Source organism: Candidatus Mycolicibacterium alkanivorans (assembly GCF_022760805.1).
GTDB classification, from domain to species: domain Bacteria; phylum Actinomycetota; class Actinomycetes; order Mycobacteriales; family Mycobacteriaceae; genus Mycobacterium; species Mycobacterium alkanivorans.
Genome location: NZ_JAIVFL010000001.1, coordinates 3,628,551 through 3,643,893, shown reverse-complemented (window position 1 = coordinate 3,643,893; position 15,343 = coordinate 3,628,551). Strand labels below are relative to the sequence as shown.

At 67.2% G+C, this 15,343-nt stretch carries 12 protein-coding genes; 11 read left to right on the top strand and 1 reads right to left on the bottom strand.

The genetic code is table 11. The features are described 5' to 3' along the window. Positions 1–6 precede the first annotated feature (6 nt). The 10 genes from eccA to eccE are packed head-to-tail and all read left to right on the top strand — an operon-like array spanning position 7 to position 12,811. Entirely contained in the window at positions 7–1,842 is a 1,836-nt protein-coding gene (gene eccA, locus K9U37_RS17805) for a type VII secretion AAA-ATPase EccA (protein ID WP_243072825.1), read from the top strand. Further along, on the top strand, positions 1,839–3,344 hold the full coding sequence (gene eccB / locus K9U37_RS17800; protein WP_243072824.1) for a type VII secretion protein EccB: 1,506 nt from the start codon (positions 1,839–1,841) through the stop codon (positions 3,342–3,344). Before eccA ends, eccB begins: the two co-directional genes overlap by 4 nt. Next, positions 3,341–7,270 (top strand): type VII secretion protein EccCa, encoded by a 3,930-nt coding sequence (eccCa, locus tag K9U37_RS17795; protein WP_243072823.1) that lies wholly within the window; start codon positions 3,341–3,343, stop codon positions 7,268–7,270. The genes eccB and eccCa overlap by 4 nt, the downstream gene beginning before the upstream one ends. Further along, entirely contained in the window at positions 7,267–7,581 is a 315-nt protein-coding gene (locus tag K9U37_RS17790; RefSeq protein WP_243072822.1) for a PE family protein, read from the top strand. The genes eccCa and K9U37_RS17790 overlap by 4 nt, the downstream gene beginning before the upstream one ends. Positions 7,582–7,631: 50 nt before the next feature. Beyond that, positions 7,632–7,925: a type VII secretion protein EsxS gene (locus tag K9U37_RS17785; protein ID WP_243072821.1), complete on the top strand. Its 294-nt coding sequence runs from the start codon at positions 7,632–7,634 to the stop codon at positions 7,923–7,925. After that, the gene (locus tag K9U37_RS17780) at positions 7,925–8,212 is read left to right on the top strand and encodes a WXG100 family type VII secretion target (RefSeq protein ID WP_243072820.1); all 288 of its coding nucleotides are present in this window, start codon (positions 7,925–7,927) and stop codon (positions 8,210–8,212) included. The genes K9U37_RS17785 and K9U37_RS17780 overlap by 1 nt, the downstream gene beginning before the upstream one ends. Before the next feature lie 3 nt (positions 8,213–8,215). After that, on the top strand, positions 8,216–9,058 hold the full coding sequence (locus K9U37_RS17775; protein ID WP_372489532.1) for an ESX secretion-associated protein EspG: 843 nt from the start codon (positions 8,216–8,218) through the stop codon (positions 9,056–9,058). A gap of 14 nt (positions 9,059–9,072) precedes the next feature. Beyond that, positions 9,073–10,497, top strand: coding sequence for a type VII secretion integral membrane protein EccD (gene eccD, locus K9U37_RS17770; protein ID WP_243072818.1), 1,425 nt, complete (start codon positions 9,073–9,075; stop codon positions 10,495–10,497). Continuing rightward, entirely contained in the window at positions 10,494–11,873 is a 1,380-nt protein-coding gene (mycP, locus tag K9U37_RS17765) for a type VII secretion-associated serine protease mycosin (RefSeq protein ID WP_243072817.1), read from the top strand. Before eccD ends, mycP begins: the two co-directional genes overlap by 4 nt. Beyond that, on the top strand, positions 11,873–12,811 hold the full coding sequence (gene eccE / locus K9U37_RS17760; protein ID WP_243072816.1) for a type VII secretion protein EccE: 939 nt from the start codon (positions 11,873–11,875) through the stop codon (positions 12,809–12,811). The genes mycP and eccE overlap by 1 nt, the downstream gene beginning before the upstream one ends. A 68-nt stretch (positions 12,812–12,879) precedes the next feature. Here eccE and K9U37_RS17755 read toward each other — a convergent pair whose 3' ends face one another. Then, positions 12,880–13,689, bottom strand: coding sequence for a class I SAM-dependent methyltransferase (locus K9U37_RS17755; protein WP_243072815.1), 810 nt, complete (start codon positions 13,687–13,689; stop codon positions 12,880–12,882). 166 nt (positions 13,690–13,855) lie between these two features. Here K9U37_RS17755 and K9U37_RS17750 point away from each other — a divergent pair, with 166 nt between their 5' ends. After that, entirely contained in the window at positions 13,856–15,280 is a 1,425-nt protein-coding gene (locus tag K9U37_RS17750) for a PPE family protein (protein WP_243073444.1), read from the top strand. Positions 15,281–15,343 lie beyond the last annotated feature (63 nt).

Here is a 15,343-nt window from a genome sequence, read left to right as displayed (position 1 = left end):
CCACTCATGAGCGCGGGTGGCGATGTCCTCGCGGCCTCCGTGACCGGTCGAATCGACGGTGATACCGTCAGCCGCTTCGCAACCTGCTGCAAGGCGCTGGGTCTGGCGGTACACGAGCGCCGCCGACCTGCCGACCTGACTGCGGCACGAGCGGGGTTCGCGGCACTGACGCGGCTTGCCCACGACCAATGCGATGCCTGGACGGGCCTGGCCGCGGCTGGCGACACCTCATCGTCGGTGCTCGAAGCGGTCGCGGCGACCCGTGGTACCGCCGGCGTGCTGGCGCGCCGTCTCGAACTGGCGCCAGGCGCGTTGGGCTTCACCTACGACACAGGGCTGTATTTGCAGTTTCGGGCCACAGCACCCGACGACTTCCAGCTGGCCCACGCGGCGTCGCTCGCGGCGGCGGGGCGGTTCGCCGACGCCGACGCGATCGCGAGGGGCCTCGCCGATCGCAACCCGGACTCCCGCGAAGCGCGCTGGGTTGCGACCGTGATCCACTATCGGGCTCACCGCTGGTCTGATGTCGTCAAGTTACTCACACCCGTGATCAATGAAGCCGACCTCGACGGAATCTTCGCGCACGCCGCGAAGATCACGCTCGGAATCTCACTGGCCAGGCTCGGGATGTTCGCGCCCGCGCTGTCGTACCTCGACGCGCCGGAAGGCCCGTCGGCGGTGGCTGCGGTCGACGGTGCCCTGACCAAGGGGCTGGCTTTGCGCGCCCACGGTGAGGAGGAGGCCGCCCTCGAGGTGCTGCAGGACCTCTATGCCGCCAATCCGGAGAATGCGGAGGTCGAGCAGGCGCTGTCGGATTCCTCCTACCGCGTCCGAACCACCTCGGCGGCCCGCATCGCGGCTCGTACCGATCCGTGGGATGTCGGCACCGAACCGGGTGAAGCGGACTTTGTCGACCCCGGCGCTCACGAGCGCAAGGCGGCGCTGCTCACCGAGGCCGAGCACCAACTCGGCGAGTTCATCGGCCTCGAGGAGGTCAAGGACCAGGTGGCCCGGCTGAAGAGTTCGGTCGCCATGGCGCTGCTGCGCCAACAACGCGGCCTCGCGGTGGCACAACGGTCGCACCACCTGGTCTTCGCCGGACCGCCGGGCACCGGCAAGACCACAATCGCTCGCGTGGTGGCCAAGATCTACTGCGGCCTGGGCCTGCTGAAGAAGGAGAACGTCAAGGAGGTTCACCGCGCAGATCTGATCGGACAGCACATCGGTGAGACCGAGGCGAAGACCAACGCGATCATCGACAGCGCGCTCGACGGTGTGCTGTTCCTCGACGAGGCGTACGCCCTTGTCGCCACGGGTGCCAAGAACGACTTCGGTTTGGTCGCAATCGATACGCTGCTGGCTCGGATGGAGAACGACCGTGACCGGTTGGTCGTCATCATCGCCGGATACCGCGCCGATCTCGACCGCTTCCTGGACTCCAACGAGGGCCTGCGATCCCGGTTCACCCGCAGCATCGACTTTCCGTCCTACCCACCCGCCGAATTGGTCGAGATCGCCAATGCCATGGCGCAACAGCGCGACAGCGTCTTCGAGCCGAGTGCGCTGGACAATCTGCAGCGGCTTTTCGAGCATTTGGCGTCGGCAACGACACCGGATGCCAACGGCGTGGATCGGCGCAGCCTCGACATCGCCGGCAACGGTAGGTTCGTGCGAAACGTGGTCGAACGCTCGGAAGAGGAGCGCGAGTACCGTCTGGACCACTGCGAGCTCGCGGACACCGGCCGACTCACCGACGAGCAGCTGATGACGATCAACGCCGCCGACGTGAGCCGGTCAGTGACGCCCCTGCTGCGCGGTCTCGGGCTGGCGGTGCCCGGATGAGCTTCACACCCCGCACGCCGGTCAACGAGAATCCTGATCGAGCCGCCTACCGCCGGAGCTTCGTGACCCGCCACCAAGTCACCGGTTGGCGCTTCGCGATGCGCAGGATCGCCTCCGGGCTGGCGCTGCGCGACACCCGGATGCTCACCGATCCCCTGCGGGCACAATCCCGTTCGGTGCTGATGGGAATCCTTATCGTCATCACCGGGCTCATCGGGTGTTTCCTTTTTTCGTTGATCAGGCCCAACGGCTCGGTGGGTGAGAACAGCGTGGTCGCCGACCGGGACAGCTCCGCGCTGTACGTGCGGGTCGATGACCAACTGCATCCGGTTCTCAACCTCGCGTCTGCCCGTCTCATCGTCGGGAAAGCCGTCCAACCCAAGGCGGTCGGCGGCTCCGGTCTGGACCAGCTGCCGCGAGGGGTGACGGTTGGCATCCCGGGTGCTCCGGAACGCATGATGCAAAACAATTCTCGCGACGCCGACTGGATAGTCTGCGATAGCACCGGCGCCGCGGACCCCGGTGTGACGGTGCTGGCGGGCCCGCCGGCAACAGGCGGTGAACGTGCGTCCACACTGCCGCCGGACCGGGCCGTGCTGGTCGCCAGCGGTCCGCCGGAGGCGCCACTGACCTGGCTGCTGTGGGGCGGTCGACGGAGCGTCATCGACCTCGCCGACCACGCTGTCACCGACGCGCTGGGCTTCGGCGGGCAGACGCCCGTCGCGAGACCCATAGCGCAGGGGCTGTTCAACGCGATTCCGGAGGGCACGCCGCTACGGGCCCCGGTCATCGCGGGGGCGGGTTCACCGCCGCAGTTCCCACTCTCCGTTCCGGCATCGGTGGGCGCCGTCGTGGCGGCCTACGGTACCGACAGCGCGATGATGTACTACGCGGTGCTGCCGGATGGTCTTCAGCAGGTGTCTCCGGTACTGGCGGCACTGCTGCGGAACACCAATTCTTATGGGCTGCAACAGCCGCCACGCCTGGGAGTTGACGAGATCGCCCGTACGCCGGTATCGCGAATACTCGACACCGCCGCATTCCCGGACCAACGCATCGGATTGGTGGACGCGGCCAGCTCTCCGGTCACTTGCGTGCGATGGACCAAGCCCGCGGATGCCGGCACCAGTTCGCTGGCGCTGCTATCCGGTGCCGCTGTGCCGATCGCCGACGGCGTACGCCCGGTTGATCTTCCCGGACCAGCCGACGGTGCGACGGCTGCCCGTGTCGCTGTGCCGACGGGCAAGGGCTACCTCGTCCAGACGGTGGCACAGGAACAGACCGCCCCGCCGACCGGATCGTCGTTCTGGATTTCTGACACCGGGATGCGCTTCGGTATCGACGCCGCGAATCCCGACGAGTTGGCCACCACCATCGCCGCGCTGGGTCTCACACCGCCTGCCATGCCTGTTCCGTGGTCCATGCTGACTCTCTTCTCTGCAGGGCCCGCCCTGTCGAAGGCAGGCGCACTGACCGCATACGTCGGGACGGAAACCCGGTGAGCAGGCTGATCTTCGAGGCCCAGAAGCGGGTGCCTCGTCCGGAAGCGCGAAAGGGCACCATCACAATCGAGGCGCCGCCGGAACTTCCACGCGTCATTCCGCCGTCCTTGATGCGCCGCGCGCTGCCGTATCTGATCGTGCTGTTGATCGTCGGCATGATCGTCGCGCTGTTCGCAACGGGCATGAGGCTGATCTCGCCCCAGATCCTGTTCTTCCCGTTCGTCCTGTTGCTCGCGGCAACCGCGTTGTACCGGGGCAACGACACCAAGACCCGCACCGAGGAAGTCGATGCCGAGCGGGCCGACTATCTCCGCTACCTGTCGGTGGTGCGCGACAACGTACGGGCCCAGGCTGCAGATCAGCGGGCCGCACTCGAATGGTCGCACCCGGATCCGGGTGCACTGGCGGCGGTTGCGGGTACCAGGCGGCAATGGGAACGCGACCCGCACGACTCCGACTTCCTGATGGCGCGCATCGGAATCCACGACGTACCACTGGATACCGCGCTGCGCGTCAAGGACACCGCCGATGAGGTGGACCTCGAACCGTTGTCGCACAGTGCTCTTCGCGCACTGTTGGAGATCCAGCGCACGGTGCGCGACGCTCCGATGGGAATCGACCTGGCCAAGGTGTCACGACTGAGCGTGGTGGGGAAGCGCGACCAGGTGCTCGCCGCGGTGCGTGCGTGGCTGGCCCAGGCCATCACCTGGCACGACCCCGGTGTCCTCGGGGTCGCGCTGGCCAGCCCTGACCTCGAGTCCGAAGACTGGGCATGGTTGAAGTGGCTGCCCCACGTCGATGTCCCGGGATCGGTAGATGGCGTCGGTCCGGCCCGCTACCTGTGCGCAGACGTCGACGCCCTCGTCTCGCGCATAGGTCCAGTGCTCGCCGAGCGCCCGCCGTTCGACGGCGAAAGACTGGGTCTGCGCCATCTATTGATCGTGGTCGACGATCCGGACTACGACCCGACGACCTCCGTGCTGTCGGCCGGATGGTCCGGGGTGACCGTGGTGCAGATTGCCGAGGCGGAACCCCACCGCGAGCAATACCCGGATCCGGAGCGGCCGGTACTGAGGATCACCGACGGGAGCATCGAGCGCTGGGCGGTGGGCGGCTGGCAGCCATATGTGCATCGGGCCGATCGGTTATCCGCCATGGAGGCAACACATCTGGCGCGACTGCTGTCGCGCTGGGATTCCAATCCGACCCACGTCGGTCTGCGGTCATCGGCGACCACCGGTGCGGCGTTCACGACCTTACTCGGTATCGACGATGCGGCACGGCTCGATGTGGCTGCACTGTGGGCGCCGCGTCGCCGCGACGAGGAACTGCGGGTGCCGATCGGCGTGACGGCGACGGGGGAGCCGCTGTACTTCGATCTCAAGGACGAGGCCGAGGGCGGTATGGGCCCCCACGGCCTGATGATCGGAATGACGGGATCCGGTAAATCCCAGACACTGATGTCGATCTTGTTGTCGCTGTTGACCACTCATTCCGCCGAGCGGTTGATCGTGATCTATGCCGACTTCAAGGGCGAGGCCGGCGCCGACATCTTCCGCAATTTCCCTCAGGTCGTGGCCGTCATCTCCAACATGGCCGAGAAGAAGTCGCTCGCCGAGCGATTCGCCGACACGCTGCGCGGAGAGGTGGCGAGGCGCGAGACGGTGCTGCGGGAGACCGGCCGTCGCATCCAGGGCAGCGCTTTCAACTCAGTCACCGAGTACGAGGCGGCGATAGCAGCCGGACACGACCTACCCGCACTGCCGACGTTGTTCGTCGTCGCCGACGAGTTCACCCTGATGCTCGCCGACCACCCGGAATACGCCGAACTGTTCGACTACGTCGCCCGCAAGGGCCGCTCGTTCCGGATCCACATCCTGTTCGCATCGCAGACCCTCGACGTGGGCAGGATCAAGGACATCGACAAGAACACGTCGTACCGGATCGGACTCAAGGTCGCCAGCCCGTCGGTGTCGCGCCAGATCATCGGAGTCGAGGACGCCTACCACATCGAGGCGGGCAGGGAGCACAAGGGCGTCGGCTTCCTGGTTCCGGCACCAGGCGCCGAGCCGATCAAGTTCCGCAGCACCTACGTCGACGGAATCTACGATCCCCCGCACCGTCCGAGATCGATTGTGGTTCCAGCTGATCCGAGGCCCCAAATCTTCACAGCCGCTGAGGTCGATGTGGACCAGGACACCATGATGGTGTCCGGCGACGACTGCGATACGACGGTCGGGCCGGCGAGGAAGTTGATCGCCACCATCGGCGATCAACTGGCCGCCTACGGCCCACGTGCGCCGCGACTTTGGCTGCCGCCCCTCGACGAGGCGATCCCGCTGGCCGATGTGCTCGCCAGGGCCGGTGTCACCGAAGGTCGGGGACGTTGGCCACTCGGTGAGATCGACCGGCCCTTCGAGATGCGTCGTGATCCGCTGATCTTCGATGCCCACTCAGCGGCGGGCAACGTACTGATCCACGGTGGTGCCAAGTCGGGCAAATCGACAGCGCTGCAGACATTCATACTGTCGGCTGCGGCGTTGCACTCACCACGCGACGTGACGTTCTACTGCCTGGACTACGGGGGCGGCCAGCTGCGGCCGCTGCGGGATCTCGCTCACGTCGGCTGCGTCGCGTCACCGCTGGAGCCCGAGTTGATCAGACGCACGTTGGGCGAATTCGAGCAGCTGCTCGACACCAGGCGCAGAGCAGGTCAGGACGCGGCCCACCCACACGTATTCCTGGTCATCGACAACCTGTACGCATTCAGCCGGGACAACGCCGACCAGTTCAATCCGCGAAACCCCTTGCTGAACAAGGTCGTCGAGCTTGCCAATAGTGGATTGGCATACGGAATTCACGTCGTGGTCACCACGCCCAATTGGCTCGAGGTGCCGTTGGCGATGCGCGACGGGCTGGGACTTCGTCTGGAGCTACGGCTACCCGATGCGCGAGACAGCAACGTGCGTGTTTCCGGGGCGCTGCGCCGGCCCGCCGAGAACGTGCCCTACGACCAGCCGGGCCGCGGTTTGACCATGGCAGCCGAGCATTTCTTGTTCGCCGCCCCGGCCCTCGCCCAAATTTCTTCGCTCAACGCCCGATACGCCGGGCAGTCCGCGCCGCGGGTCCGCCTGCTACCGGCCGATCTCGCCCCGGCCGACGTCGCGCCGCTCTACGTCGGCCCCGAGCGGGCGGTGATCGGACAGCGCGAGGACGACCTGACACCAGTAGTGCTGGACCTCGCCGCCCACCCGCTGCTGATGGTGCTCGGCGACAACAGGTCCGGCAAGACAACACTGCTGCGTCACCTCATCCGGACGGTGCGCGAGAACTCGACCCCGGACCGGGTTGCGTTCACGGTGATCGACCGGCGGTTGCACCTCGTCGAGGAACCGCTGTTCCCGGACAATGAGTACACCGCCAACATCGACCGCGTCACTCCCGCGATGCTCGGCTTGTCGGCGATCATCGAAGCACGCCGCCCGCCGGCCGGACTGTCCCCGGTCGAGCTTGCCTGCTGGACGTACTCGGGCCACACGCACTACCTGATCGTCGACGACGCTGATCAGATTCCCGACGGCCCGGCGATGTCGGGACCGTATGCCGGACAACGGCCGTGGACTCCGCTGCTCGGCGTGCTCTCCCAAGCAGCCGATCTGGGGCTGCGCGTGGTCGTCACCGCACGGGCGACCGGCTCGGCGCACGCACTGATGACGAACCCGCTTCTGCGACGGATGAACGAGCTGCAGGCCACCACGGTCATGCTGTCGGGCAACCCGCAGGATGGCGGCAAGGTTCGCGGCCACAGATTCACCCGGCAGATCCCGGGTCGCGGGGTACTGCTCGACGACACCGACACCGTGACGCACCTTCAGCTCGTCAATCCCTTTGTCGGATCAGAGATCGAAGGAAGGAACCCGCCATGACCCTGCGTGTCGTCCCTGAAGGCCTGGTCGCCGCCAGCGCGGCGGTCGAGGCGCTGACCGCGCGGTTGGCCGCGGCGCACGCGGCCGCCGTGCCTCTGATCACCGCGGTGCCACCGCCGGCCGCCGATCCGGTATCTCTGCTGGCATCCGCGATCTTCAGCACGCACGGCGCCGAGCACGCAGCCGCCGTGGCAGCGGGCGTCGGTGAACTCGGCAGGTCAGGGATCGGCGTCGGCCAGTCTGCCGGCAGCTACGCCGCCGGAGACGCACAAGCCGCCTCATCGTTTCAGAGCGGCGCCTATGCCGACTGAACTCCCAAATCGAAACCAACTGGCTCTCATGATGATTGGAGATACCGAAGATGAGCTTTCTGGACGCTCACATACCGCAACTCATCGCCTCCGAGTCGGCCTTCGCGGCGAAGACGGCGCTGATGCGCAGCACCATCGCACAGGCCGAACAGGAGGCGGTGGCGGCGCAGGCGTTCCACACCGGTGAGTCAGCGGCCGCCTTCCAAGCTGCTCACGCGCGGTTCGTGGAGGCCGCCGCCAGGGTCAATTCCCTGCTCGATCTGGCCCAAGCCAATCTTGGTGAGGCCGGTGCCACATACGTGGCCCAGGACGCCTCGGCCGCCGGCACATACGGAGGCTTCTGATGTCCCAAATCATGTACAGCTACGCCGCGATGCTCGGGCACGCGGCCGACATGGCCGGCTACGCCGGAACGCTGCAGGCCGTCGGTGCGGATATCGCGACCGAACAGGCCGCATTGCGGGCCACCTGGCAAGGCGACACCGGTATGACCTATCAGGCCTGGCAGGCGCAGTGGAACACCGCTATGGAGGATCTGGTGCGCGCCTACCGGTCAATGTCGACCACGCACGAGACGAACACGCTCGCCATGCAGGCCAGGGATCAGGCCGAAGGTGCCAAGTGGGGATAATTGGTGCCTGACGCAGTCGAACTGACCGTCGAGTCAGCCTGGTTCATCGGCGACATCCTCGGTAGCGGGACGTTCCCGTGGGTGCTGGCGATCACCCCGCCATACCGGGACGGCTCCGATCGCGCCGACTTCGTGAGGCGACAAACGGCCGAGTTGACGCGCCTTGGTGTGATCACCGCCGGCCGGATCGCGCCGGTGGTGCGGGAATGGATCCACACTGTGTGCCATCCCGAACGATGGCTGGAGCTGCGGTACGCGGGCAGTGCGACGTCGTCCCGGGATCTGCTGCGCGGCATCGTCGCACGCCGCGGCGAACGGACGGTAGTCGCCCTGCGCAATGCGGGGCTGGTCGCTTTCAGTGAGCTCCACATCGACGAGTCACGTCACCTGGTGCCCGTTGTGACCGCCGGACTGCCGGGGCGCCCACCCGCACGCTTCGACGAGTTCGCGTTGCCCGCAGCGGTTGGCGTCAGGGCCGACAGGCATCTACGCGACGGGGCCGAGTTGTCGGGTGTGATCGACTACCTCGGTATCCCCGACTCGGCTCGGCTGTTTGTCGAGTCCGTGTTCGGCGGTCCGCGCAGCTATGTCGAGGTGGTGGCCGGTGAGCGTCATGACACCCGGCAGCAGACCACAGAGGTGGGGATCGCGGTCGTGGACACCGTCGCCGGCCGCGCCGTGATCAGCCCCGCACGAGCATTCGACGGTGAATGGGTCTCCACGTTCGCCCCCGGCACGCCGTTCGCGATCACCCTCGCGCTCGAGCACCTCACCATGCCGCTGCCCGATGGCCGATGGTTCCCGTCGGCTCATCTGGCCCGCGATTTCACCACCCAAGGATGCTGAAAGAGAACGACGACATGACTGACATCACCGGGACGGCTGTCGGCGCCCCAGTCCTGCCCATCGTGCGGGTCGCGATCCTCGCCGACGGCCGGGTCGCGGACATGGCTCTGCCCGCCGAGCTTCCGGTACGCGAGATTCTGCCAGCCGTGCGCCGACTGCTTCCCCCAGCCGACGCCGAGGAGCGCTCGGCGGCCGACGCAACGCCGCGCCGGTTGACCCTCGCGCCGGTCGGCGGGCCGCCTTTCTCACCGGACGCCAGTCTCGACACCGTTGGCGTGGTCGACGGTGATCTCCTTGTCCTTCAACCAGTTCCATCCGGACCTCCCGCGCCGGGCATTGTCGAGGACATCGCCGACGCGGCCGCCATCTTCTCGCGGTCACGCATGCGGCCATGGGGCATCGCCAATGTTCGAGCTTTCGCGCGCGCCGCCGTCCTCACGCTTGTGCTGTCTGCCACGGGCTGCGCAGCCGCACACCGTGTCGTCACCGGCTCTGCGACAAGCCTGTTCGTCCTGAGCGGGATTGCCGCCCTCGCGGTGATCGGTCCACTGGTATTGCGGGGGCGGGCCAGCGCCGCGGGGGTGGACGTGTCCATCGTCGCGCTGGTGCCGGTGGCGGGTGTGTTCGCGTTCGCGGTGCCGGGTGGATTCGGGCCGGCGCAGGTCATGCTCGCCGCCGCCGGTGTGACGGCCTGGTCGACGATCTGCACGATCCTTGCGGAGCGTGGCGGCGGATTCTTCACCGCCACAACCGTTGTCGGTGCCGCCGTACTGGCGGCCGCGGCAGTCGCAGAGGTCTGGCACCTGCCGGTGTTCACCCTCGGCTGCGGTCTTCTCGTCGCGGCGCTACTGGTCACCGTGCAAGCCGCGCAGCTCTCGGCTCTGTTGGCCCGGTTGCCGCTGCCGGTCATCCCGGCACCGGGTGATCCGTTGCCGTCAGCCCCTGCGATGCGCGTGCTGGCGGATCTGCCCCGCCGGGTGCAGGTCAGTGAAGCGCACCAGACCGGTTTCATCGCGGGCGCGGTGATACTGTCGGCGCTCGGCTCGCTGGCCATCGCGGGGCGGCCGGAATCACCTGGTACGTGGGGGTGGTATACCGTCGTCGCAACTTCTGTCGCGGCGGTGCTACGTGCGCGGGTGTGGGACACCGCCGCGTGCAAGACCTGGCTGCTGGCACAACCAGTGCTGGTTTCGGTCTGCCTTCTGCTGCTTTTCACCGCCACCGAGCGCTACCTGGCCGCCCTGTCCGTCCTGACCGTCTTGACCGTGTTGACCACTGGATTCGTGATCGTCGCCGCAAATCCCCACCTGGCGGCACCGGGGACGTACTCATTGCCGATGCGCAGGATGGTCGGATTCCTCGCCTCCGCCATCGACGCGTCGCTGATCCCGGTCCTGGCCTATCTGATGGGGTTGTTCGCCTGGGTGCTCGATCGATGACGCGAATTGCGCTGCAGTTCGGCGCGGTTGGCGCGGTGGCGTTGTTGATCAGCCCATCGGCGTGGGCCGTCAGTCCGCCGTCCGTCGATCCCGCCGCAGTGCCTCCCGTCGACAGCACGGGACCGGCGGTGCCGATGGCCCAGCGGACTGAATGTGTGACCACCGGCGTCATTCCGGGGACCACGCCCGGCCTGGTGTCAGCGAACCAGCAGCTGCTGAATCTTTCCGAAGCGTGGCGGTTCTCCAGGGGAGAGGGACAGACGGTCGCCGTGATCGACACAGGGGTCACCCCAGGCCCGCGACTTCGCAACGTCGAACCGGGTGGGGACTACGTGAGCAACACCGACGGACTGTCCGACTGCGACGGGCACGGCACTGCAGCGGCCGGGATCATCGGTGGGCAGCCGGGAGACGACGGTTTCTCGGGGGTAGCCCCCGCTGCCCGCCTGCTGTCGATCCGCCACACCTCGTTGGCCTACTCGCCCACAGCGCCGGGCGCCGATCCTGCAGCGTTCAGAGCGGCGATCGATATCGCCTCGCTCGCGCGCGCCGTCGTCCATGCCGCCGACCTGGGTGCACGGGTCATCACCATCTCGGAGATCACCTGCCTGCGCGCCGATTCCACCCTCGATCAGCAGACGCTCGGTGCCGCACTGCGCTATGCGGCCGTCGACAAGGACGCGGTGATCGTGGCTGCGGCGGGAAATACCGGTCCCGCAGTACTTTCCGGCGGCCCCGAGTGCCGATCGAACCCAATCAACCCATCCACCGAGCCAGTCGATCGGCGTAACTGGGGCGGCGTCACCTCGGTCTCGGTACCGTCGTGGTGGCAGCCGTACGTTTTGTCGGTCGGCTCGCTGGCGCCGACCGGGCAGCCATCGGCGTTCACGATGTCCGGCCCATGGCTCGGTATCGCTGCCCCCGGCGAGAACATCGTCTCGGTCGGCAACGGTCCGGATGGCGGTTTGGCGAACGGGATCCCCGGACCGCGAGGGCAGTGGACCGCGCTCAACGGCACCGGCTACGCCACGGCCTACGTTTCCGGCGTGGCGGCGCTGGTGCGCAGTCGATTTCCCGACCTGCTTGCCGCTCAGGTGATCCAAAGACTGCAGGCGACCGCGCACAACGGCCCTCGGGATCCATCGAACCTGGTGGGTGCCGGCACGGTTGACCCGGTTGCTGCGCTGACCTGGGAAGTCACCCCGGTCGAGGCCGGTCGGCCCGCTGACGCCCCGGCCCGGATCGCCGCACCGGCGGCGGTGCCGCGCCCAGACCACGCGGCCGGAAATGTCGCGTTCGTCGGCACCGCGCTGCTGGCGCTGGCGGTGGCCGTCGCCGCACTCATGGCCCGCGGACGAAAGGGGCGCCAGGAGTGATGATTCCGTCGCCGGCTCCGGGAAGGATCACGCTGACGCTCCTGGGTGTGGTGGCGGCCGCGACGGCCTACCCGTGGCACACGGTGCGCGAACGGTGGGTTCTCGGCGTGGCCGTCGCGGTGGTGGTTTCGCTGTTGGCGAGTCGGCGCGGCATGCATCTGACGACGATCCTGCGGCGCCGCCTGGCGCTGGCTTTCCGGCGCCGCCGCGGTGGCGGGGCGCACCAACTGGTGGACCGCACACCCGCCGACGCCCGGACGACCGTGGTGTTGCGGGTTGTCGACGGCATGCAATCCGATCTGCCGTTGGACCTGATCGGCGGTTACCTCGATCGCTATGGTGTGCGCTGCGACGGATTGCGGATCACCAGCCGCGACACCGAGGCGGGGCGCACCACATGGATCGGTTTGACCATGTCTGCAGCAGCCAATCTCACTGCCCTGCAAGCACGTTCGGCAGTACTGCCCTTGCGTACGACCGCCGAGATCACGCTGCGTCGGCTCGCCGATCATCTTCGTGAACTCGGATGGATCGTGACCATTTCCGAGGTCGCCATCCCGGACCTGCTGGGCCCGGTAGCGAAGGAACGCTGGCGCGCGGTCGCCGACGGGGTCCACGGGTACGTGGCGGGTTACCGCATTGCCGTCGAATCGCTTCCCGACACCCTGCCCAGGCTGTGGTCCCAGTCGTTCGGCGAGTTGTGGACCGCGATCGAGCTGAGCCCGCACGGGGTTGCCGCGGCGTGCGCCATCCGGACTGACAGCCTGCCATCCCTCGCGCCGCCGGTGCCCGGTTTGACGCTGCTCCGCGGGACCCAGTCGGAGGCGCTGGCCGCACTGGTCCCAACGTCGACGAAACCGATTGCTGCCGAGGTAGTTCCGATGTCGGACCGAACGACCATCCGGTGGCCTGCGAATGATGTCCCGGTAGGACCATGAACGTTGCAGACCGCTCCGATGAGGCCGGGCAGCGCGCCCGTTCGGGCCTCCCGGTATGGATCTGCCAGTCAGCAAAATTCAACGAGATTCGTTGGCGCCCGGAACCGTTGCAGCGCGGGCAGCTCGTAGACCAGGGCCGCGGCCCTGCTCACGATCCTGCCACGACCGGTTGGCATATCCAGTTCGCGCACCGCACCGATACCGGGGACCGCGCGCAGTTCGTCGTACTGACCGGCGGTGAACCAGAACGGCATCGGAGGCGCCGTGTAGTGCTTGCTCAGCTTGATACCGCGACGCCGCGAATAGGTGCTCAAGAACCGCGGGACGCTGTCGAACACCAACTGGCCGCCGGGAAATCGCTTGGCGCAGGCGCTGATGAGGTCGAAGACCGCGTCGCGTTGAAGATACTGGAACAGGCCCTCGGCGGTGATCAGCACACCGTTGGAGTCGTCGACGCGGTCCATCCAGGAGTAGTCCAGCGCGGACTGGGCGCGGTAGTGCAGTCGGGGCGACTCCGGAAGCAATTGCTGACGCAACTCCACGATGGGCGGTAGGTCGACCGAAAGCCATGTCAGATGGCCATTGTCGATTCGCCAGAAGCTGGTTTGCAGGCCCTCGGCCAAGGCGACCACGGTGGCGTGGGGATGCTCTCGCAAGTAGTCCAGCGCGGCGTGGTCGAAGGCCAGGGCGCGCAGAGCCGTGGCCTGATGCGTACGGCCGAAGTGGTGGTAGTCGTAGTCAATGCTGTCCCGTAGTGCGATCGCCACCGGGTCAACGATGATGCCGTCGGGCCTGGCTGCCTCCGAGGCTCGCTGGTGAAGCGTCAGCAAAGCTGTCTGGGAGATCCCGCTGAGGTGTCGGGCATTGACGACTGGCATGAAGTCACCGTACTAGCGGCGCGACCGGAGCAGATCCGCTGCGGCACTTGGTCAGGTGGGGAACTTTTCGAGCTTCTCGTCCGACAACTTCTCCTGAAGCGGGCGACTTGCCGTGCCTCGCCCGACGACCGGACAAGGAGATGTAGCGGTGACAGCCCCGGTGTGGATGGCCATGCCTCCCGAAGTGCACTCAGCTCTGCTGAGCGCCGGACCAGGACCGGGACCGATGGCCGCTGCCGCCGCGCAATGGCAGGAACTCAGCCTTCAGTACGCTGAGGCGGCCGCCGACCTGGCCCGAATGCTGGCTGAGGTGCAGGCCACCAGCTGGGACGGGCCTAGCGCCAGCCGTTATGTGGCGGCTCACACCCCGTACCTGGCCTGGTTGGAGCGCGCCTCCGCCGACAGTGCGACCGCCGCGGTGCAGCACCACACCGTCGCGGCGGCCTACGGTGGCGCGCTCGCTGCCATGCCCACGTTGGCCGAGTTGGCGGCCAACCACGTCACCCACGGTGTGCTCGTCGGCACCAACTTCTTTGGCATCAACACCATCCCCATCGCCGTCAACGAAGCCGACTACGTCCGGATGTGGGTTCAGGCCGCGGAAACCATGGCCACCTACCAGGCCATCACCGCTGCAGCGACGGCGGCGACACCCATCACCGAGCCGACGCCCTACATCCTCGCCCGGGGCGGTGAGGCGCTGGGCGCCCAGCAGAGTGTGGTGAGCTGGTTCGAACAACTCATCAAGGACATCGTCGATTTCATCGCCGATCCGTACAAGTACTTCGTCCGGTTCTTCGAGAACCTCGGGTTCGGCCCTGCGGCGGTCGCAGTTCTCACCGGGATCGCGATTGTTCTCTACGAGATCGTCTGGATTCCGTACTACCTCTCCTACTCGTTGTTGCTGCTCCCGTTCTTCGCTCCCGCCCTGAGCGCTCTCAGTGCGCTCAGCGCGCTCGCGCCGCTGCTCGACCAGGAGCCTGCCCTCGAGCCCGTTGCAGTACCCGCCGAGACCGGCTCTGCCGAGCAGGCCGGTTCACCGGCGAACGCCGCGGTCGCGTTGGCGCCTTCGGTCGCGCCCGGCGCAGGTGCCCAAGCCGGCAATCCCGCGCCGAACACCGCGGCTTCGGCCGCCCCGAGCGCTGCTGCGCCGTCGATCGCTGTCATGTACGTGGTGCCCAGCTTCGCGCCGCCCGGCGTGAGCGCCGGACCCAAAGCTGACACCCGGTCGACGGACACCATGGCCGAGGCAGCCGCGGCCGTCGCCGCAGCGAGGGCGGCGGCGTTGTCGCGGACCCGGAGCCGACTCGTCAGCAGAAACCCTGCCGGTGCGCGCGGCTATCGATACGAATTCCTCGAGGCCACAGCCACTTCGGACAGTGCCGAATCCGCGTCGGCCGACCTCTCATCCACCTCGGCGAGTGACCAGGGATCGGGGCGGCTCGGCTTTGTCGGCGCCGCTGCGGTCAGCACCGACACGGCGGCGGCGGGGCTGACCGAGCGATCTGCCGAAAACGGACGCAACACCGTTCCGCTGTTGCCGAACACCTGGATAGTCGGCGCCGACGACCCACCGGTGGACGACTCCTGACTGCCCTTGGAATGCAGGGCCGTCGCCATTCGACCACCTCAGAGGATAAGAGAAGAGAAACCA

Bases quoted from the DNA above. Each gene is read 5' to 3' on its own strand.
- eccA (WP_243072825.1), top strand. From the start codon at position 7: ATGAGCGCGGGTGGCGATGTCCTCGCGGCCTCCGTGACCGGTCGAATC.
- eccB (WP_243072824.1), top strand. From the start codon at position 1,839: ATGAGCTTCACACCCCGCACGCCGGTCAACGAGAATCCTGATCGAGCC.
- K9U37_RS17790 (WP_243072822.1), top strand. From the start codon at position 7,267: ATGACCCTGCGTGTCGTCCCTGAAGGCCTGGTCGCCGCCAGCGCGGCG.
- K9U37_RS17785 (WP_243072821.1), top strand. From the start codon at position 7,632: ATGAGCTTTCTGGACGCTCACATACCGCAACTCATCGCCTCCGAGTCG.
- K9U37_RS17780 (WP_243072820.1), top strand. From the start codon at position 7,925: ATGTCCCAAATCATGTACAGCTACGCCGCGATGCTCGGGCACGCGGCC.
- eccD (WP_243072818.1), top strand. From the start codon at position 9,073: ATGACTGACATCACCGGGACGGCTGTCGGCGCCCCAGTCCTGCCCATC.
- mycP (WP_243072817.1), top strand. From the start codon at position 10,494: ATGACGCGAATTGCGCTGCAGTTCGGCGCGGTTGGCGCGGTGGCGTTG.
- eccE (WP_243072816.1), top strand. From the start codon at position 11,873: ATGATTCCGTCGCCGGCTCCGGGAAGGATCACGCTGACGCTCCTGGGT.
- K9U37_RS17755 (WP_243072815.1), bottom strand. From the start codon at position 13,689: ATGCCAGTCGTCAATGCCCGACACCTCAGCGGGATCTCCCAGACAGCT.
- K9U37_RS17750 (WP_243073444.1), top strand. From the start codon at position 13,856: ATGGCCATGCCTCCCGAAGTGCACTCAGCTCTGCTGAGCGCCGGACCA.